This window comes from Leucobacter chromiireducens subsp. chromiireducens, assembly GCF_016758255.1.
In the GTDB taxonomy this organism is placed as follows: Bacteria; Actinomycetota; Actinomycetes; order Actinomycetales; family Microbacteriaceae; genus Leucobacter; species Leucobacter chromiireducens.
This window is the reverse complement of the sequence record NZ_QYAD01000001.1, coordinates 331,389-350,469: the sequence shown is the minus strand read 5'-3', so window position 1 is coordinate 350,469 and position 19,081 is coordinate 331,389. Positions and strand designations below refer to the sequence as shown.

The 19,081-nt window shown below is 65.4% G+C and carries 18 protein-coding genes; 3 read left to right on the top strand and 15 right to left on the bottom strand.

Going from position 1 to position 19,081, the window contains the following annotated elements; translation table 11 throughout:
* Positions 1 to 5: 5 nt before the first annotated feature.
* The 3 genes from D3226_RS01680 to D3226_RS01670 are packed head-to-tail and all read right to left on the bottom strand — an operon-like array spanning position 6 to position 2,465.
* Positions 6 to 767: an amino acid ABC transporter ATP-binding protein gene (locus D3226_RS01680; protein WP_202380689.1), complete on the bottom strand. Its 762-nt coding sequence runs from the start codon at positions 765 to 767 to the stop codon at positions 6 to 8.
* Positions 764 to 1,558, bottom strand: a complete 795-nt coding sequence (locus D3226_RS01675; RefSeq protein ID WP_202380688.1) for an ABC transporter permease subunit — start codon at positions 1,556 to 1,558, stop codon at positions 764 to 766. The genes D3226_RS01680 and D3226_RS01675 overlap by 4 nt, the downstream gene beginning before the upstream one ends.
* 19 nt (positions 1,559 to 1,577) lie before the next feature.
* Positions 1,578 to 2,465, bottom strand: a complete 888-nt coding sequence (locus D3226_RS01670) for a transporter substrate-binding domain-containing protein (RefSeq protein ID WP_202380687.1) — start codon at positions 2,463 to 2,465, stop codon at positions 1,578 to 1,580.
* Between the two features lie 180 nt (positions 2,466 to 2,645).
* Here D3226_RS01670 and aspS point away from each other — a divergent pair, with 180 nt between their 5' ends.
* Positions 2,646 to 3,974 (top strand): aspartate--tRNA(Asn) ligase, encoded by a 1,329-nt coding sequence (gene aspS / locus D3226_RS01665; protein WP_202381485.1) that lies wholly within the window; start codon positions 2,646 to 2,648, stop codon positions 3,972 to 3,974.
* A gap of 59 nt (positions 3,975 to 4,033) precedes the next feature.
* On the opposite strand, the gene D3226_RS01660 is transcribed toward aspS, so the two are convergent.
* The 5 genes from D3226_RS01660 to D3226_RS01640 all read right to left on the bottom strand — a co-directional run bounded on the left by D3226_RS01660 (position 4,034) and on the right by D3226_RS01640 (position 8,216).
* Positions 4,034 to 4,588, bottom strand: coding sequence for a hypothetical protein (locus D3226_RS01660; protein WP_202380686.1), 555 nt, complete (start codon positions 4,586 to 4,588; stop codon positions 4,034 to 4,036).
* Positions 4,585 to 5,841, bottom strand: a complete 1,257-nt coding sequence (locus tag D3226_RS01655; protein ID WP_202380685.1) for a signal peptidase I — start codon at positions 5,839 to 5,841, stop codon at positions 4,585 to 4,587. The genes D3226_RS01660 and D3226_RS01655 overlap by 4 nt, the downstream gene beginning before the upstream one ends.
* 23 nt (positions 5,842 to 5,864) lie before the next feature.
* Entirely contained in the window at positions 5,865 to 6,443 is a 579-nt protein-coding gene (locus D3226_RS01650) for a SipW-dependent-type signal peptide-containing protein (RefSeq protein ID WP_337248865.1), read from the bottom strand.
* Positions 6,444 to 6,519: 76 nt separating this feature from the next.
* Entirely contained in the window at positions 6,520 to 7,104 is a 585-nt protein-coding gene (locus D3226_RS01645; RefSeq protein ID WP_237462173.1) for a SipW-dependent-type signal peptide-containing protein, read from the bottom strand.
* A gap of 158 nt (positions 7,105 to 7,262) precedes the next feature.
* Positions 7,263 to 8,216, bottom strand: a complete 954-nt coding sequence (locus D3226_RS01640) for an NAD(P)/FAD-dependent oxidoreductase (RefSeq protein WP_202380683.1) — start codon at positions 8,214 to 8,216, stop codon at positions 7,263 to 7,265.
* Between the two features lie 67 nt (positions 8,217 to 8,283).
* Between D3226_RS01640 and D3226_RS01635 the strand changes: the two genes are divergently transcribed.
* Positions 8,284 to 8,868: a helix-turn-helix domain-containing protein gene (locus D3226_RS01635; RefSeq protein WP_202380682.1), complete on the top strand. Its 585-nt coding sequence runs from the start codon at positions 8,284 to 8,286 to the stop codon at positions 8,866 to 8,868.
* A gap of 59 nt (positions 8,869 to 8,927) precedes the next feature.
* The gene (locus D3226_RS01630) at positions 8,928 to 9,623 is read left to right on the top strand and encodes an SDR family oxidoreductase (protein ID WP_202380681.1); all 696 of its coding nucleotides are present in this window, start codon (positions 8,928 to 8,930) and stop codon (positions 9,621 to 9,623) included.
* 90 nt (positions 9,624 to 9,713) lie between these two features.
* Here D3226_RS01630 and D3226_RS01625 read toward each other — a convergent pair whose 3' ends face one another.
* The 7 genes from D3226_RS01625 to D3226_RS01595 form a co-directional block, all read right to left on the bottom strand.
* Positions 9,714 to 11,150: a purine-cytosine permease family protein gene (locus D3226_RS01625; RefSeq protein WP_202380680.1), complete on the bottom strand. Its 1,437-nt coding sequence runs from the start codon at positions 11,148 to 11,150 to the stop codon at positions 9,714 to 9,716.
* 201 nt (positions 11,151 to 11,351) lie between these two features.
* A complete protein-coding gene (locus D3226_RS15130; RefSeq protein WP_420029085.1) occupies positions 11,352 to 11,876 on the bottom strand; it encodes an amidohydrolase family protein in 525 nt (174 codons plus the stop codon).
* Positions 11,779 to 12,990: an amidohydrolase family protein gene (locus D3226_RS14540; protein ID WP_202380678.1), complete on the bottom strand. Its 1,212-nt coding sequence runs from the start codon at positions 12,988 to 12,990 to the stop codon at positions 11,779 to 11,781. The genes D3226_RS15130 and D3226_RS14540 overlap by 98 nt, the downstream gene beginning before the upstream one ends.
* Positions 12,987 to 14,444, bottom strand: a complete 1,458-nt coding sequence (locus tag D3226_RS01610; protein ID WP_202380677.1) for a purine-cytosine permease family protein — start codon at positions 14,442 to 14,444, stop codon at positions 12,987 to 12,989. Before D3226_RS01610 ends, D3226_RS14540 begins: the two co-directional genes overlap by 4 nt.
* A gap of 120 nt (positions 14,445 to 14,564) precedes the next feature.
* Entirely contained in the window at positions 14,565 to 16,001 is a 1,437-nt protein-coding gene (locus D3226_RS01605; protein ID WP_202380676.1) for an aspartate aminotransferase family protein, read from the bottom strand.
* Positions 16,002 to 16,142: 141 nt separating this feature from the next.
* Entirely contained in the window at positions 16,143 to 17,633 is a 1,491-nt protein-coding gene (locus tag D3226_RS01600; RefSeq protein ID WP_202380675.1) for an aldehyde dehydrogenase family protein, read from the bottom strand.
* Between the two features lie 54 nt (positions 17,634 to 17,687).
* Positions 17,688 to 19,052 (bottom strand): MFS transporter, encoded by a 1,365-nt coding sequence (locus tag D3226_RS01595; RefSeq protein WP_202380674.1) that lies wholly within the window; start codon positions 19,050 to 19,052, stop codon positions 17,688 to 17,690.
* Positions 19,053 to 19,081: the final 29 nt, after the last annotated feature.

Sequence of the window (19,081 nt, the reverse complement as noted above, 5' to 3'; positions counted from 1 at the left end):
GATGATCAAATCTGGTATTCGGGGCCGCCGCGGGCCAGGTGGTACTCGCGGAGGAAGGCGCGGGCGCGCGTGCTCGCGTCCGGGCCGAAGAACGCGTCCGGGGTGGCGTCATCGACGATGCGGCCACCCTCTAAGAACACGACGCGATCGGCGATCTGTCTCACAAAGTGCATCTCGTGCGACACGAGCGCCATGGTTTGCCCGGCGGCCGCGATCTCGCGGATCGTCTGCAGCACTTCGCCCACCAGCTCGGGATCGAGCGCGCTCGTGGGCTCGTCGAGCAGCAGCACGCGCGGCTCCATGGCCAGCGCCCGCGCGATGCCGACGCGCTGCTGCTGGCCGCCCGAGAGTTGGGCGGGGTAGTGCCCGGCGTGTGCGGCGAGGCCGACGCGATCGAGGTGCGCGGCGGCGGCGGCTTCGGCCTCGCGGCGCGGCAGGCCGCGGACGACACGGAGCCCCTCGGCCACGTTCTCGAGCGCCGTTTTGCGGGCGAACAGCTGGAACTGCTGAAAGACCATCGCGGTATTGCGACGGAGTCGCAGCACCTCGGCGCGGCCCGCTGATGCCGCGTTCACGGTCACCTCATCGACCGTCACCGTTCCGGCATCGGGCCGTTCGAGCAGGTCGAAGCAGCGGAGCAGAGTCGACTTTCCCGCGCCAGACGGCCCCACGATGGCGGTCACCCCACCCTCGGCGAGCTCGAGATCGAGGCCATCGAGAATCACGCGTTCGCCATACGCCTTGCGGATGCCGTGCACGCCGATCATGCGAGCACCCCGGCCGCGGTATGGGCGCCCGGCGCGGTCGCGCCAGTCGGCGTCGACCCGACGGCTGCTCCACGTGACCGCCCGCGAACGGGACGCGGGCGTTCCATCCAGCGCTCGATCCAGCGCGCGCCCTGCTCGATCAGCACCGTGAGCGCCCAGTAGATGATCGCGGTAGCAAGGTAGGCCTCGAAGAACCGGTAGTCGCGTCCGCCGAGAATCTTCGCGTAGGCGGTGATCTCAACGATCGACACGACGAACGCGAGGGACGATTGCTTGAGCATGCCGATGAAGTGGTTCACGAGGGTGGGAAACGCGACAACCGCGGCGTTGGGCACGGTCACCCGCGTGAGGGTCTGCCACGACGTCATCCCCAGCGCGTGCGCGGCCTCGATCTCGCGCTTGTCCACCGACAGCAGAGCCGCGCGAATCGTTTCCGAGCTGTACGCCGCTTCGGTCAGAGCAAACGTGAACGCGGCAACGACAAAGGGCGAGAGCGCCATCGCGTCCCAGTTCGTCCCGAACGCGTGGTTGATGTAGAGGATTGCGATCGGCACTGCGTTGACGTTCAGCAGCAATTGCACAAGCGGCGGGGTACCGCGCAGGTATGAGACCAGCACGGCACAGATCTGGCTCAGCACCGGCACGCGCGCCAATTTAATGAGTGCAAGGCCGAGCCCCAGCAGCGTACCGATCACCGTCGCGACCACGCTGAGCGCGAGGGTCACCGGGATGTACGGCAGCAGATCGAGCACGTACTTCCCGATCGCGGGGAAATCGATGATGGTGTCCACGGTGGTAACGGTTTCCGCCCTACTCGCTCTCGGCGAGCGCGGTCTTCGGCGACACGTCGAGGCCGTCGAAGAACTCGGTGCTGAGCTTCGTCAGTGTGCCGTCTGCAGCGAGCTCGCGCAGCGCGCCGTTCAGCTCTTCCACCACGTGATCCACGTTGGGGGTCTGCTTCGAGATCGCGTAGGCGGAGAAGAGGTTGGTGCCATACTCCTCAACGAGCTTCTCGCCGTCGAGCTGCGAGAAGTCGACGTCCACGCCCTTCGCGTACCCGTCGTACACGACCTTGTCGCTGAACACGAAGTCCGCGCCGCCCGTCGCGACCTTCTTGTACTGGGACTGCAGATCGAGCTCGGTGTACTCGATCTCGATCTTCTTGTCGGGGTGCGCTTCGTTGTAGGCCTCCAGAATCTTCGTGAAATTGAGGCCGGGTTCCCCGAAGGTGCGCTTGCCTGCGAGCTCGTCGAGGGTCGTCGCCCCCGCGAGCGGAGACCCCTTCGCGAAAGCGACACCGAACTGCGCCTCAATGTACGGATCCGAGAAGTCGTACTTCTCGCGGCGCTCCTCCGTGGCGGAGAGGTTGTTGGCCACGATGTTGAAGCGGCCGGAGTCGAGGCCGGCGAAGAGTGCGGGGAACTCGGCAACCTGGAACTCGAACTCGAGATCGGGCAGCTTCTCGTCAACGAGCTTGAGGATCTCGATGTCGTATCCCGTCAGCTCGTCGTTCTCGTCCAGAAAGGTGAACGGCCGCGGCGAGCCGCCCGTGGCAACGAGCAGCTTCTGCGGCCCCGCCTCCGCGTCGGCCCCTGACCCCGAGCCGCCCGCGGAAGCCGCGGGAGCGCAGCCGCTCGCGCCCAGCGCCACAGTGGCGAGCGCGGCGGCGAGAAGTGTGGTGCGAGCAAAGCGGGTCATGGGAGTGTCCTTTCGAAGGCCCCGTGCAAAGATCCGGGGGACGAGGGACAGCGTAGGAACGATCCACCCATTCACCAAAGTGATGTGACACATTGTTTCAACTTATTGATTACTCGTCGTCCTCCACGCGCAGTGCAGGCCCCCACACGCGAGTAGACTGTGGGGGTGACTGAGCGTGTATTGATTAAGGACCTGCCCGCCCTTGAGGGCGGCACCGTGCGCGTATCCGGCTGGGTGGAAAAGGTGCGCGATCAGCGCTACGTCCAGTTCGTGGTGCTGCGCGACGAGTCGGGCGCAGTGCAGCTCGTGAACGGCGGCGTACTGCGCGAGCCGGATCCCGAGAACCCTCGCTCGGACATCCTGGTGCCCCGCACCACCACCATTTCTGAGCTGACCCACGGCACCTTCGTGACCGTTGAGGGTGAGCTGCAGCACAACGAGCGCGTGAAGCTCGGCGGCGTGGAGATCCAGATCGAAACGATCGAGGTTCTCACGAAGGCGCTGCCCGACAACCCCGTCGCCGGCGACTCGGGCATCGACGTCCGCCTCGACTGGCGCTTCCTCGACCTCCGCCGCCCCGAGCAGAACCTCGTGTTCCGCATCCAGACCACCTTCCTGCACGCGCTGCGGAACGTGTGGGTGGATCGCGGCTTCATCGAGATCCAGACGCCGAAGCTCATGGCCTCGGCCTCGGAATCGCGTGCTGAGCTGTTCGAGGTCGAGTACTTCGAGGGCAAGGCGTTCCTCGCGCAGAGCCCCCAGTTCTTCAAGCAGATGGCGCAGGCCGCGGGCTTCGGCGGCATCTTCGAGGTCGGCCCTGCGTTCCGCGCTGATCCCTCGTTCACGTCGCGCCACGCGACTGAGTTCACCTCGATCGACACCGAGCTCAGCTGGATCGACTCGCACGTCGACGTGATGGAGCTGCACGAGGAGCTCATCGTCGCTGGCCTCACCGCGGTCAAGGAGAAGCACGGCGAGGAGATCCAGAAGCTCTTCGGCATCGACCTCACCGTGCCGGCGCGCCCGTTCCCGCGCGTGCCCCTCGCCGAGGCGAAGGAGATCGTCAAGGCTCGCGGCTACGAGGTGCCCCGCACCGACGCCGACATGGACCCCGAGGGCGAGCGCCAGATCGCCGCGTGGGCCAAGGAGGAGCACGGCAGCGACTTCGTTTTCCTCACGGACTACGACGCATCGATTCGCCCGTTCTACCACATGCGGCACGAGGATGACTCGAACCTCACGAAGAGCTACGACCTCATCTACCGCGGCACCGAGATTTCGACGGGCGCGCAGCGCGAGCACCGCATCGAGGTACTCGAAGCGCAGGCGATCGAGAAGGGCATGGACCCGAAGGAGCTCGAGTTCTACCTCGATTTCTTCCGCTACGGCGTGCCCCCGCACGGCGGCTTCGGCATGGGCCTCAACCGCGTGCTTATGCTGATGCTTGAGCAGTCGTCGATCCGCGAGGTCACCTACCTGTTCCGCGGCCCGAACCGTCTGCTCCCCTAAGTTCAGGCCTCACGCACGTGTGCCCCGCCGCCCACTCGGGTTGCGGGGCACACGTGCGTTTACGGGCTCGGAGGCACGGTGCTCCAGTTACAGTCAGCGTTTGTCCCCGCGATACCACTCGTTCCCGTCGCGACCAGCCACGCAGACTTCCAGCCGCCGGGCCCCGTCAGCCTCACTGCGACTGATGCGCCGCCACCGAGCAAACCACCCAGCAGCCCGAGATTGAACTCGGTCTTCGCCGCTGAAGTGGTCCCCGAGACGGTCACGCTTCCCAGCAGCGCCGAGGTCAACGGAGTGAGTCCCCCCTGTGCGAGATAGCCGTACTCTGCACTTGCCATCGTGTACCCCGTCGCTCCGGCGGGAACCCGCCACTCGACCGTGATCTTTGGCGTCGCTCCCAGCAAGCCAGGGTTGAAGGAACACTTGGGGGTGAGCTGCTGCGGGGTGGGCACGGTCATCGCGGAGAAGGACGCGGTGGCGTTTTCCGCATCCGCCCAGCTCGCATCGGTGATCGACGGCGGGGCTCCGCACGCGGACACGACCGCCGCGCCGAGCACACACGCCACCACCAGCTGAGCGCGCCGTGCACCACGAGCTTTTCTCGCCTGCATCATCTCGACCACCGTCCGCGCACTACTGAGGCAATGCCCGCGCAACCGAGCCCGCCCGCGACGGCGACCACAGCGAGCCCCCACGCGGCCGGCATACCCGTCACGGGCAGCACCGGGGGCGTCGGTGTTGCCCAGGCGCCGCCTTCCCCCGGTCCGATCTCCGCGCGCTCTCCGTGCCCTACCGCCCGAAAGGTGACGCCCACCTGCCCCAATCCCCCGGCCGGGATTTCACCCGTGACGAGATACCAGCATTCCTCGACGCCAGTGAGCACCCCCAGCTCGATCGGTTCGCCTGACACATCGAGCGCGCCCGGGGCAAGAACCACACGCTCCGCGTCGGCGCAAACACGCCCCTCCCAGGGCACCGCGCATGAGCGCACCGCGACGACAAGCCCGAGCTCGGGGTCGCCCGTGGCGATCAGCGCAACATCAATGTCCCCGGCGCTGGCGGAGTCAAAAGCAACCCCGACCTGCCAGTCAACGGGAACGCCCGGGCGCATGGCGCGCATTGCTGCGGGGTTCCCCACCGCGGTCAGCCTGAGGCGCTTCCCCGTGACCGTTTCCACCCGTTCGCCATCAGCACCGCGAGCCTCGGCATGCTGGGGCGTCGCGGCCGCAGCCCGTTCGGCGGGCTGCGCGATCCCCCATCCAGCGCCCAGACACACTGCGGCGAGCGCCGCGACTCCCGCAGTGTGTCGCCCTCGTCGCGCCGCCGGGCCGGCTCGACGTTCAGGATGAGGCTCCGAGCCCCCGGGCCCGCGCGGAGCTCGCGGCCAGAACGCCCACGTGACGAGGGTCGCAGCCGCAATCGTGAGCGCACCGAGCACAGCGGGGTGCGAGAACCACACGACCACGCGGGCAAGTCCCGGCACGGCACCCATCACGACGCGCACCTGGGTGACGTCATACGGAGAAGGGTCATCGACATCGTTCGCGTCCCCGCGCATGGTGATGGTGCGACTCGGCCCCTCCCCGGACACCGATGTCACCCGATGCGTGACGGGCAGCATTCCGGCCCGATCAACGGTCACCACATCGCCTACGTGAATCGCATCCGCAGGAATCTGCCGCACGATGGCCAGCGACCCGGCAGGAATCGACGGCGACATCGACCCCGTTTTGAACATGATGATCGAGATGCCGAAGAACCCGGAGAGCGCGACGAGCACAATGCAGACAATGCCGCCCACAGCCGCGATGTTGAGCAGCACGTCCCCGATCACCGCGCCAGCACGGACCCCACGTTCTCGCGTCACGCATCTCCCTTCGTCGTCTGCTGCTAGGAGTTTGAGGTCCCGGTGAACGTCCACGTTGCTGAAGCGTTCAGACCCTGGGCCGCGTTCGCTGTGCCCGCGGGAAGCGTGACCGCGAAGCAGTAGCTCACGGGAGTTGCACCCCCAGCCGCCAGCGGCTGATTTACCGTTCCAGCCGTTGTCAGCGGGCTCCCTGCAGGAACGATTACCGTGCCCGTTCCGGGAGCAAAGGCCGCCGCGTTGCAGGTCACGTTCCCGGCGATCGCCACCACCCCGTACCTGAGATACGGTCCGAGGCCGGTGCCGCCCACGCTCGCCGCGCTCAGCGAGAGCGCACCGGCCACCGTTGACGCTGGCGTTGTGCGCACCGTGTAGCGCGCATAGCTCGTCGTGTCCGGGGACATCGCCGTTGGGGCGACGGTAAAGTTCAGCACCGCGGGGCTTCCCGCAGGGTGGTCCGCAAACGTCGTGCCGTCGATTGACCCTTGAATCGCGAACACGCTGGCGGCAAAGTTCGCCTGCGCAGTCTCCGTGTCAGTCCACGCAGCGAGCGTGAGCGACCCGCCCACTCCGAGTACGAGCGCACCCGCGAGGACGGCCCGCACGCGTGTGAACCGCCCCCGCTGGCCGACGTCCCAAGTTCGACGCGATGTGCCAGTTTGACCGTGGCGCACGTGTCACCTACACGGCCGCGCCGGACTCTGCGGTGAAGGTCCACACGATCTCACCGGTCGCCCCCTGTGGCAACGAGCTGTCTGCGGTCACCTTGAAGCACACAAACTTCGGAGTTTCCGGAGCCGCGAGTGTGAAGCTCGTCACGTTCGCGTCGGTCCCCGCGGTGAACGCGCTCGCCGAGCACGTCGCCGAGGTGGTGTACACGAAGCTCGACGTCGTTCCTGTAATGGCGTCCGTCGAGTCGGTAGCGAGTGTCACATTCGCCTGGTTCGTCGCGCCCGCAATGAGCTGCACCGCGTACCCCGCGTACACGGAGTCTCCCGGCGCGAGTGCGTTTGCATTCATCTGGAACGTCAGCGCAGCTGGCGCACCCGTTACTGGGTGGTCAGAGAAGTTTGTGCCGCTCGGCGAACCCTCGATACCGAAGGTTCCACTCCCGAATACACCGCGCACCCACTCAGTGTCGGTCCACGCGGCAAGAGTGACCGCCGTCCCGACCCCGAGCACGAGCCCGCCCGCCAGCAGTGCACGCGCGCGCGTCCACCCTCGGCGCTCAGCCTTGCTCCCCGTACGAATTTGTTCGTCACGCATAAGCCATACCCCTTTGTACAGACTCACCAAGCCCACCTTGGTGATGCTTTGGGCACATGCTACGACAACAAAAGGTACTTCAACAGGCTTTTCTGTGAATTTTTTCGCAGCGTTCATCCACGCAACAGCTCCGCACCACCGCCGGCCGACGTGACCGCCTACGCCACCGCGCGGGCGAAGTCCTCCTCCACGAGCGCCCAGTTCATCGCCCCGCCCGCCTGCGCGCCGCCGCCCATCGCGATCGGTACGGTGGCCATGGGAGACACGACGTTGCCCGCGGCCCACACGCGGGGGTGGCTCGTGCGCCCTGCCGGATCCACCGCGATGAAACTCCCGACCGGGGTGTCCGCGCGCGCCAGGCCGAGCGCCGAGACCACCGCATCGCGCGGCCGCACCGCGCTCATCGTGAGCACGGCATCGAGCTCGTGCAGGCTCCCGTCCGTCGTGCGCGCAGCCGTGAGGCTCGCCCCATTTCCGAGCAGCTCCTCCACCGGCTCCCACACAATCTCCATGCCGCGGGCTCGCATGCGGCGCTCGGTCTCCGGGTCGAGTACGCCAAGCCCCGCCGCGAACACGGTCACCCGATCGCTCCACTGGCGCGCGAGCAGCACTTGGTGAATCGAGCCCGGTGAAGTCGCGAGCACGCCGAGCCGACTGCCGCGCACCTCCCAACCGTGGCAGTACGGGCAGTGCAGCACGGATCCACCCCAGTATTCGGCAAGCCCCGGCACCGAAGGCAACTCATCCACCGCGCCGGTGGCGAGCAGCAGTGCGCGGGCGGCGACGGTGCGGGGCACCCCGTTAATCGTGGCGTCGAGCAGCACGCCCCCGGCGTCCTCGCGCACGGAGCCCACCTCCCCCGTGACGAACTCCACCCCGTAGGCCGCGGCCTCAGCCCTACCTCGCGCGAGCAACTCGTGCGGTGGCGTACCGTCGAGGCCGAGCACGTTGTGCATGTGCGAGGCGAAGCGGTTGCGTGGCGCACCACCGTCAATTACCAGTGTGCGGCGCAGCGATCGCCCCAGCGCCTGGGCGGCGCTGAGCCCCGCGGCTCCCCCGCCGATGATCACGGCGTCGTAGCTGAAGTCCAGGTCAGTGTTCTGCTCAGTCATGCGGCCAGCTTGCCTGCAGTCTGCAATACTGGCAATCAGGTTTGCATTATTAGCAAAGAGGTGAATGATGGACGAACTCGCACAGCTGGGTCCCCGCCTGCGCTCCGCACGGCAAGAACGTGGGCTCACTCTCGCAGATCTCGCGGCCCGTGCCGGGCTCTCGGCAAGCACGCTCTCGCGACTCGAGTCGGGCAAGCGCCAGGCCAGCCTCGAGCTCCTGCTCCCACTGACACGCGAGCTAGGGATCCGCGTTGACGATCTCCTCCCCCACCGCGACCGCGACCCGCGCGTGCGCCGGGGGACGGTGTCTCGCGGTGGCATGACGATTGCTCCACTCACTCGCGAGGCATCTGCCGTGCGCGCTTTCAAGATCACGTACCGCCCCGGTGCCCCCGTGCGCCCCGCGCAGATCCACGAGGGCTCCGAGTGGCTCTATGTCCTCTCCGGGCGGCTGACGCTCGAACTCGGCGAGCAGACGCTTGAACTCGGGCCGGGGGAAGCCGCGGAGTTCGACACGATGACTCCGCACCGTATCCGCGCCGCAGGCTGCCGAAAGGCGGAGGTCATCAGCATCTTCAACACGATCGGCGAGCGGCTACATCTGCACACCCCGCTCGAAATCGACGACAGCGCCGAGCCGCAGCTCAAGTAAGAGACACTGGAGGGAGACGGCGCAGCACCCAACAGCGCCGCCCTCGAACAGGAGTTTTAATGGCAAATAACCGACCAACCGCACTCGTCACGGGCGCCAGCGGCGGCATGGGCCGTGAGATCGTTCGTGAGCTCGCGGGCACGCACCGGGTGATTGCGGTGGGCAGAGATCCCGAGCGGCTTGCCGCGGTGTCAGCCGAGACCGGCGCGGAGACCTGGGCGCTCGAGCTTCGTGACGCAGCAGCGGTCGCCGCGCGCGTTGCCACACTCGAGCGGCTCGATGTGCTCGTGCACGCGGCGGCGGTTGCTCGTGGGTTGAGCGTCGAGGATGCGGCGGTCAGCGATTGGGCAGACCACTTCGCGGTGAACGTGACTGCGCCGGCGGAGCTCACCCGGCTGACGCTCCCGCTCTTGCGCGAGAGTTCCGGCACCGTGATCTTCCTGGGCTCCGGCGCGAGCACGCGGCCCGCACCGGGGAGCGCGGTCTACACCGCTAGCAAGCACGCGCTTCGGGGCCTCGCAGACGTGCTGCGCATCGACGAGGTACCGCACGGGGTGCGGGTTGCAACGATCGCGCCTGGCCAGACCAATACGCCGATGCTGCGCGGGCTGATCCCGAGCGAGGCGTACGATGCAGAGCGCTACATCCGGCCCGAGTCGGTGGCTGCGGCGGTCCGGTTTGTCGTGGACGCGCCCGCTGACGTGCAGATCACCGACGTGGCGGTTCGGCCGCGTCGAGAGCTGTCCCGCCTCTAACCCTCACGCGCGAATCGGGGTCAGTTGAGCAGGGTGTCGCGGGCGATGTGCGCCCAACACCCTGCTCAACTGACCCCGATCCGGAGGGGGTCAGCGGGCGGCCTCATCCTGGGTGCGCGCCGCGTCGCGTTCCGTCGCGCGGGACACCGCACGGGCACGACTCGACCGCACCAGATTCAGGTACACGATCATCGTGACGGCAAAGCCCACGAGCCAGGCAATGTCGATGCCCTGCATGGGCTCAGCCATGGGTCCGGTGAACAGCGGCGTGATCATGAACGGGACCTGAGCGAGAAGCCCGATGAGGTAGCTCCACAGGCCCACCGCGTTCCATTTCCCATAGCGGCCGCCGTCGCGCGAGAAGAGATCCTCGATCACATACTCGCCCTTCTGCACGATGAAGTAGTCGGCAAGGTTGATCGCCGACCACGGGATCAGCACGTACAGCAGCAGCGTGAGGAAGCTCTCGAAGTTCGTCATGAAGTTCCCCTGCCCGAGGAGCGCAATCAGTGTCGCCACGAGGCCGGCGATGACCGTGGTCCAGACTCGCGTCCGGGAGGTGATGACCACGCCCCGGAAGCTCGACTGGATCGCGGTGAGCGCGTTCATCACCGCCGAGTAGAGCTCAACCCCGTTGATGAGCGCGGAGGTGAGCGCGAACACGAGCAACACGAGCAACCCGATGGGGCCGAGGTACGTGCCGAGCGCGGCCAGCGGGTTGTCTGGGTTCGCGATGCCGAGCAGCACGCCGAGCGTCATCACGAACACGGAACTCACCACCAGGCCGAGGTACGTGCTCCAGAAGGCAACCTTCGGCCCGGAATCCTTGGGGAGGTAGCGCGTGTAGTCAGAGACGTAGGGGGCATAGGCGAGCTGCCACACCACGCCGATTGCGAGCATCGCGAAGAAGCCCTCCATCGTGAACTGCGCGTCGGCGCGTGCGCTCGTGATCTCGGGTTGGAGCCACAGCAGCACCATTGACACGGCAACCGCGATTCCGATGATCCAGGAGATGTACACCATGGTTTTACGAAGCAGGTCGTAGCCGAAGGCGCACAGCAGAATGCCCACCGCGGCAAACAGGATGATCGCGAGCGAGCCGTTGAAGTCCGGGAACACCGACACCAGCGCGTCCTTCGCAACGATCAGGATACTCGCGAAGAACCCCATGAACATGATGAACGCGATCACGGCGAACAGGCTGCCACCGAGGTAGCCGAACTGAGCACGCGCTTGGAGCATCTGCGGCACACCCAGATTCGGACCCTGGGACGCATGCAGCGCGGAGCCGAAGGCGCCGATCACATTGCCGATGAGAACCGCGGCGATGCTCCACCCGATCGGCAGACCATACGAGCCGCTCGCCACAGCGCCGGTCACTACGGTGAGCGGCATCATGTTCAGCCCGAGCCAGATGGCAAAGGTCGACCAATGGGTTCCCGTACGCTGATCCTCGGGGATCGGCAGGATGTGTTGCTGTTCAAAACGCACGAAGCTCTTGGTAACGACCGGCAGTTCGTGTGACATGTTCTCTCCTTGATGGCGTCATTGCCTGAGGTGCGCAAGTGCGCGAGTGACGCAGGACCCCGCGCGGCTGGACCGGAGTGCGTGAGTGCTGACAGGACCTAGCCAATTGCAGGCACCCGCGAATAGCGAACAGTCGTTTCCTATCTGCGGAATCTGCAAATCAGAACGGGCGGGGAGACTTCATCGTGTTCTTTGCTCCCGCTACGGCGCCCGCAAGAATACGGTTTCCCCGCCCAGTACGGTTCGCTCTACTCGAAGCGCTCCAAGATCCTCCGCTGCGGAGAGCGGTCCGGTGAGCACGACGAGATCCGCGAGCTTCCCCTTCTCGATACTTCCCGCCTCCGCACTGAAACCCGAAGCCTCTGCGCTGCCCAAGGTATAGGCGCGCAGAGCGGTCTCAAGGCTCAATCGTTCTTCGGGCTGCGCAGTCTTCCTCGCCTCAGGATTCAATGCGTGCGGGTCATCAGGTGGTGCCGTACGAGTGCAGGCGGTGTAGAGACCCCAAAGTGGGTCAGGGCTGGTAACTGGCCAATCGCTTCCCATGGCGAGGTGAGCGCCAGCGCGATGCAGCGATCCGAAGGGGAAGTGATAGCGAACGCGATCCTTACCGAGGAGCGGGTACTTCCGTTCAAGAATCTCCTTGGTCGTCGCGGGCCCAAAGCGGCTGCAGATTCGCGGTGACGCCGAGTGCTTTAAACCGAGGAAAGTCAGCCGGATCGACCACATCGAGGTGGGCAATCTGGTGAGGTTGGCCCGCTCCGTTCATCTGCCGCGCGTGCTCGACAGCATCCAAGCACTCCCGCACTGCACGATCACCGACGCCATGGAAATGCACCCGCAACCCCTGAGCGTCGAGACCGGCCGTGATCTCCGCAAGGTCATCTGGCGCAATAACTGAGTCGCCTCGGACCTCGGGGTGCACGCCGTCGTACGGCTCAAGCAATGCGGCCGTGCAGTTCTCGCAGATTCCGTCCTGCATGATCTTGATGCTCGAAACAGCGAAGCCAGCGTCTCGCACCGCGCGAATGCGGCGCAGCATTTCTGGCAGACGGTCTGGTCCATCACCAGGTGACCACCAGAGCGAACCGCTCACCCGCCCCCGGAGCTCCCGTGAAGCGAGCAGATCGATGTAGGTCGGCACGCTGTCCTGCAGCGTGAGATAGGCCCCCAGGATTGCGTCGTGCCACCCGGTGATACCTAGTGAAAACAGGTGCTGTTGAGCGCACAGCAACGCAGCGCGCATGTCCGTTTTGGAAGCCGGCGGGATCAGCCGCGTGACGAGCTCACCGGCGGTGTCAAACAGCACGCCAGTCGGCTCCCCTCGTCCGTCCCGCACAATTCGACCGGCGGGAGGGTCGTGACTATCGCGCGAGATGCCTGCAAGTTGCATTGCTCGGCTGTTCACCCAGACTCCGTGCGAGTCGTGGCTTGTCATCACAGCTGGCCTATCTGGGACCAACGCATCCAGCTCCTCCGCGGTCGGTAGTCCGCCAGGGAACACATCACCAAACCACCCGGAACCCACCACCCACTCGCCGGCCGTCTGCGCCGAGGCGCGTATGAGACGGGCGTAGCCACCTCGGGAGTGTTCTGTTTCGAGGTCACACCCGAGGAGCGCGCGACCACCGGCGAGAGGGTGGACGTGGGCATCCGTAAAGCCGGGGAGCACCGCTCGGCCCGCAGCGTCGATGTGCTGCGTATCCGGCCCTGCCTCGCTCAAGATCTCGGCGTCCGTACCGAGCGCGAGAATTCGTCCACCGCCCACCGCGAGCGCAGTGAATGGTGACTGTTCCGGGAGCCAGAGCTGCGCTCCGGTAACGACAAGATCGTACGTATTCACTTCGCGGCCCCTTGCTCCGCCGCAATGCCAGCAGACTCAGTCATGGGGGCAGAACTGCGCGCGCCGCGGGATGAGCGCTGAGCTCGACGCCAGAGATAGTAGATCACTCCAGGCACCACAAACCCTACGATCCACGCAACGTCAACGAAGCCAAGCGGCGCGGCAAGCGGCCCTGTGTAGAGCGTCGTCACCATGAACGGAATCTGCACGAGAATGCCAACCAGGTAACAGGTGAGCCCCACGGTGTTCCACCTGCCGTAGCGACCTCCGTCTCGACGGAACATGTCGTCAATCTCGTACTCGCCCTTTTCCAAGACGAAGTAGTCGATGAGATTAATGGCCGACCACGGAATCAGAACGTAGAGCAAGATCGCGACAAAGTCGCTGAAGAACACGAGGAAGCTGTCCTTACCCGCCAGCGCCGCAGTCATTGCAAGGACCGCGTACACCACCGTCATACTCACCCGAGTGCCTGTACTGATCCGAATCTTGGGAGAGATTGTTTCGAACACGGTCAAGGAGGACATCACGCCCGAATAGATGTTGCCAGCGTTCAGTACCGCGGACGACACCCCGAACCCCAGCAGCACAATTGGCCCAAAGCCCCCCAGCAGTCGACCGAGCGCGGCCATGGCATCCCCGTCTGCGGTGGTCAGCCCGATCAGAGCACCAAGCGTCATGACCAGCACAGTGCCAATGACCAGGCCGAGGTAGGTTGCCCAGAATGCTGGCCGAGCCCCCGTTTCCTTCGGCATGTAGCGCGAGTAGTCGGACACGTATGGCGCATATGCGAGCTGCCATGTCACTCCAATCGCAACCATCCCAAAGAACCCAGCGGTGTTGTAGCCGAGTTCAAGCTCGGTCTGGAACGTAGCGGGGTTACTCACTGCGATGAGAATCGACGTAACCACAAGCACACCGATGAAAACTGAGAAGAATCCCAGCGCTTTGCGCACCCCGTCGTAACCAAATATTGCGGCGACAAGAGCGACAGCAGCACAGACAATGATGCCGAGGTTGATATTGTCACTGTTGAACACCACTGCGAGGCTCTGCGCTGCGACGACGAGATTCGAAGCAAAGAAGCCAAGGAACATGATCAGCGCGAAGAGCGCGAGCAAACTCCCGCCGAAGTAGCCGAACTGGCCCCGAGACTGGAGCATCTGCGGGATCCCGAGCTTTGGTCCTTGAGAGGCATGAAGCGCCGCACCAAAGCCACCAATCAAGTTGCCAAGCACCACTGCCGTCAGCGTCCAGCCCAGTGTCAACCCAAACATCGACGGGCCGAGCGCGCCGGTCACCACCGTGAGCGGCAGCATGTTCATGCCAAGCCAGATGAAGAAGAGACCGCGGGACGTTCCCTGCCGCTCATCTTCAGGAATAGGGCGGATATGTCTCCGCTCAAATGTGATGATCTTCGTTGTCGCGGTATTCAGCCGGGGATAGTCGGACATTGTTTCCCTCGATCTTCATTGATTCGGGCTGGACTTGCAGAAGGGATGATGCGCGCGAGACACTCTTGACGGGCGGGCGCAGCCGGTGCCGGCCCGCCCGCCCGAGGTGGGAGCGAGTGCCTAGAGGCCCGCGCTCGCCGTCGCCGCGGTGAACGCGCGATCGAGGAGGCCTGCCATCTCGTCGATGTCAGCCTTGGTCGCAACGAGCGGCGGCGACAGCTGCACGAGCGGGTTGCCCTCGGCGTCAATCGCGACGCGGCACAGCAGCCCAGCCTCCGCGAGTGCGGGGTTCAGATGTGCGCCCACGAAGTCGCCCGCGCTCAGCGGGGTGTCGGCCCAGCGCTTCGCAGTCTGGTCAGTGACCAATTCGAAGGTGCGGTGGAAGCCGTCGCCGCGCAGGTCGCCAACGATGCCCGCGTGCTTCGCGGCAACCTCGCCGAGCTTCTCCGCCAGGTAGGGGCTGAGCTCTTTCACGTTGCTCACCACGGACTCGCGCTCCATGATCTCGAGGTTCTTCAGCGCGGCCGCGCACGCAACCGGGTGGCCGCCGTACGTGAGCGCGTGGTTGAACATGCCGAGCGGGCCGTCAAGCACGGTCTCGATGATCTGATCGCTCGCGATCACCCCGCCGAGGGGCATGTACGCCGAGGCGATGCCCTTCGCGAACGTGATCATGTCGGGCTGGAAGGCGTAGTGGATCGAGCCGAACCAGGATCCCAATCGACCGAAGCCAGTAATGACCTCATCAGCGATCAGCAGGATGCCGTGCTTGTCGCACAGTGCACGCACGCCCGCGAAGTACTCGGGAGTCGGCGGCATCAAACTCCCACCCGCATTCTGCAGCGGCTCCATGATGATCGCGGCGACCGTGTCGGCGCCTTCCTGCACGATGAGGGACTCGAGCTCAGCGAGCAGGAAAGCCGTGGTCTGCTCGGCCGTTTCCCCCTCGGGGCGACGGTATCGCTTGGTGTTGTGCGTGTGCCGCACGCCGTTCATGAGGGGCTCGAACATCTTCCGAACATCGGTCATGCCGTTGAGCGACATCGCACCGAAGCTGGTGCCGTGGTAGGCCACGCGCCGCGCAATGAACTTGTAGCGCGCGTGGTCGCCGCGGGTGATGTGGTATTGCCGCGCGAGCTTGATCGCCGCCTCGTTCGACTCGCCACCGCCCGATGCGAAGAACACGCGGTTCAGGTCGCCCGGCGCGAGCTCGGCGATCTTCTGCGCGAGCAGCGCCGCCGGCGGGTGCGCCACGCTCCAGGTGGTCTGGTACGGCAGGGCGGCGAGCTGATCGCGCACCGCTTCACCCACCTCAGCGCCGTGCGTGTAGCCCAGCTGCACGCAGAAAAGTCCGGCGAGGCCGTCGAAGAAGCGACGGCCGTTCTCGTCAAATACGGAGCAGTGCTCACCGCGCACGAACACCGGAAGCTCGTCGTCCCGGTACTTACTGGCGGGGGTGAAATTCATGACCAGGTGTCGCTTCGCGATCTCCGCGATGCCGCTCGGAATGTTCGAGGGCTGTTCAGCGGTGGTGCTGGCTTCCTGCTGCAGGGGCATGTGGATTTTCCTCTCAGTCGGCGTTGACCGGACGGCGACGCCGTTGGTGTTCATCGTTCCAGTCGCACACAGTGGTGTGAAATAGCGGTTTTCGCGGGGCTGCATCTCGCGATCAGATGCAGCCCCGATTCGGGCGCGGGACTAGCCCCACTGCATCCATGTCGTCTTGTAGTCGGTGTAGTTCTCGAGCGCGTGGACGGACAGATCCCGACCAAAGCCCGACTGCTTAAACCCACCGAAGGGCGTGGTGAACCCGAGCGCGTCGACGGTGTTCACGGACACCGTGCCGGCGACGAGCTGCTCGGACACCCGATGCGCCCGCGCCAGGCTTCCCGTCCAGAGGGAGGCCGCGAGCCCGAACGGCGTCTCGTTGGCGCGCGCAATGGCCTCCGCCTCGGTATCGAATGGTGTGACCACCGCGACCGGACCGAAGATCTCACGCGTGTGCACTTCATGGTCGGCGGGTACGTCGGTGACAATGGTCGGCTCGATGAACGCCCGCGATCCCGCGATTTCCGGCCGGGTTCCCCCAGCAACGATCGTGCCATCGCGGCGCGCGTTCTCAATCGTGGCCCAGACCGTATCTGCGTGCGCTTCGGACACGAGCGAGCCGATGCCACTTGCCGGGTCGAGCGGGTCGCCCGGCGCATACGCGCCCGCCGCTTCCCGGTAGAGGCGGAGGAACTCGTCGTACACCTCTCGCTCGACGAAGATGCGGGAGTTTGCCGAGCACACTTCGCCTTGGTTGTAGAAGCTGCCGAACGCGGCCTTCTCCGCCGCGAGCCCGAGGTCCTCGCAGTCCGCAAAGATGAGGTTCGAGCTCTTTCCACCAGCCTCGAGCGCGAGCCGCTTCATATTCGACTGCCCCGCATACTGCTGCAGCTGCTTCGCCACCTCAGTCGAGCCGGTAAACGCGAGCATGTCGACGTCTTCGTGCAGGGCGAGCGCCCGGCCGACCAGAGACCCGCGCCCGGGCACCACGTTGAGCACCCCGGGAGGAATCCCCGCCTCGATCGCCAGTTCAGCAAGCAGCAGCGTCGAGTGCGACGCCTCGACCGGAGGCTTCACCACGACGGTGTTCCCTGCGGCGAGCGCAGGCGCGAGCTTCCACGTCGCAATCTCAAGGGGGTAGTTCCACGCAACAATCACTGCGACCACGCCGAGCGGCTCACGGGTGACGAGCGCAGTCGAGCCGGGTGGAGTCACGGGAATGAGGTTCTCTTGCTTCTCAATCGCTTCCCCGTAGAAGCGATACAGCGCGGCGGATCCAGGCGCATCGATCGTCGACGACTCTCGGATCGGCTTCCCCATGTCGAGGGTGTCGTAGAGAGCAAACTCATCGGCGCGTGCCTCGATCAGGCGGGCAAGCTCCAGCAGCCGTTCGCGGCGGAAGGCGGCGCCGGCGCGTGACCAGGCCCCGCTTTCGAAGGCGGTGCGCGCTGCGGCGACCGCGGCGTCAACATCGGCGATCCCGCCCGCGTGCAGTTCGGAGATCACGGCACCCGTTGCCGGGTTCGTCTTCGCGATCCGCTCGCCCGAGGCGGCGTCTACTCGCGCACCCCCAATCACGGGGCGACCATCAAACGTCAGTGCGGCAGCGGCCTGCTGCCACTCAGCAAAACTGCGAGTCATTTCGTCTTCTTTCTGTGGTGCTGGGTGAGAATTCGAGCGCGGCGAGCCCGAGAGCTAGGGTTCGAGAAGTTCGGCGGGAAGGTCGACCGTCGCGGTTTCGAGATCCTGCGGCTTGATGAGCGAGGTACCGCGGGTCTCGGGGATGGAGAGCACCGTGATAATTCCGACCACCCCCACTGCGGCAAGGAAGAATCCGGGCACCAGCAGGTTGCCGGTCTCCCCGAGCAGCCAGGTGAGCACGTACGGTGCCGTGCCAGCGAAGAGCGCTGCGGTCACCGCGTAGGCAATCGAGAGGCCCGTCTGCCTGGTTCGGGTGGGGAATAACTCGACAACCGTTACCGCGTGTGTGCCGAGAATGATGGCGAGAATCAGCGCGAGGCCGAGCGTCGACACGAACGCCGCCCACTCCTCCCCGGACTGCATGAGCATAAAGAGTGGGATCGAGAGCGCCGTCTGCGCGATTGCCGCGGTCATCAGCACGGGCTTTCGGCCCACGCGATCCGACAGCGCACCGGCAAGTGGCACGATGATGAGGCCCAGCGCCGAGGCAAGTGTGGACAGCAGCGCCGCGCGACCCGCGTCGAACCCGATGTACACCTCCTGGTAGGTGAGCAAGTACACGAGCACCACGTAGAAGGTGACGTTCATGAAGATTTCCATGCCGGAGGTCTGCAAGAATTCGCGCCAGTTGCGCTGGAACACTTCCTTCACGGGCGCGTGCGACACCGTTTCGAGCTGCTGCAGTTGCTGGAAGTCCGGGGTGTCCTCGATCTTGCGACGAATGTACAGCCCGACAAAGCCGAGCGGCACGGTGATCAGGAAGGGGATGCGCCAGGCCCAGTCGGTAATTTCCTGCGTGGTGAACACGAGGTTCAGCAGCACGACAGTGAAGGAGGCCATGAGGAAACCGAGCAGGCTGCCTACCTCGAGCCAGCTCACCCCAAAGCCGCGATGCCGGGTCGGCGAGAACTCACCGAGGAACGCCGCGGCACTGCCGAACTCGCCGCCCGCGGCAAGCCCCTGCACCACCCGGGTCACGATGAGGAGGATGGGCGCCAGGATCCCGATCGAGTGATATCCAGGCAAGAGGCCGAGCACGAGCGTGGCGAGCGCCATCGCAAGGATGACGATCGAAAGCGTCTGCTTCCGCCCGAGCCGGTCGCCCAGTCGACCAAAGATGATCGCGCCGATGGGGCGCACAAGGAACGAGATAGCAAACACAGCGAACGCGGAGAGGAGCCCCGCGGTGCCATCGGAATCGGGGAAGAACACCGTCGCGATGGTGCCAGCGAGGTAGGCGTAGACCGCCCAGTCGAACCAGTAAACGAAGACGCCGATGGACCCGGCGACGACGCTTTTCCTGAGGCTCTTCTTGCTGACGAGATCGCTGAGCTCGCGCTGCGGCTTCGACGTCGACATTGACATCTCCGTTTCTGGCTGGTGGTCGG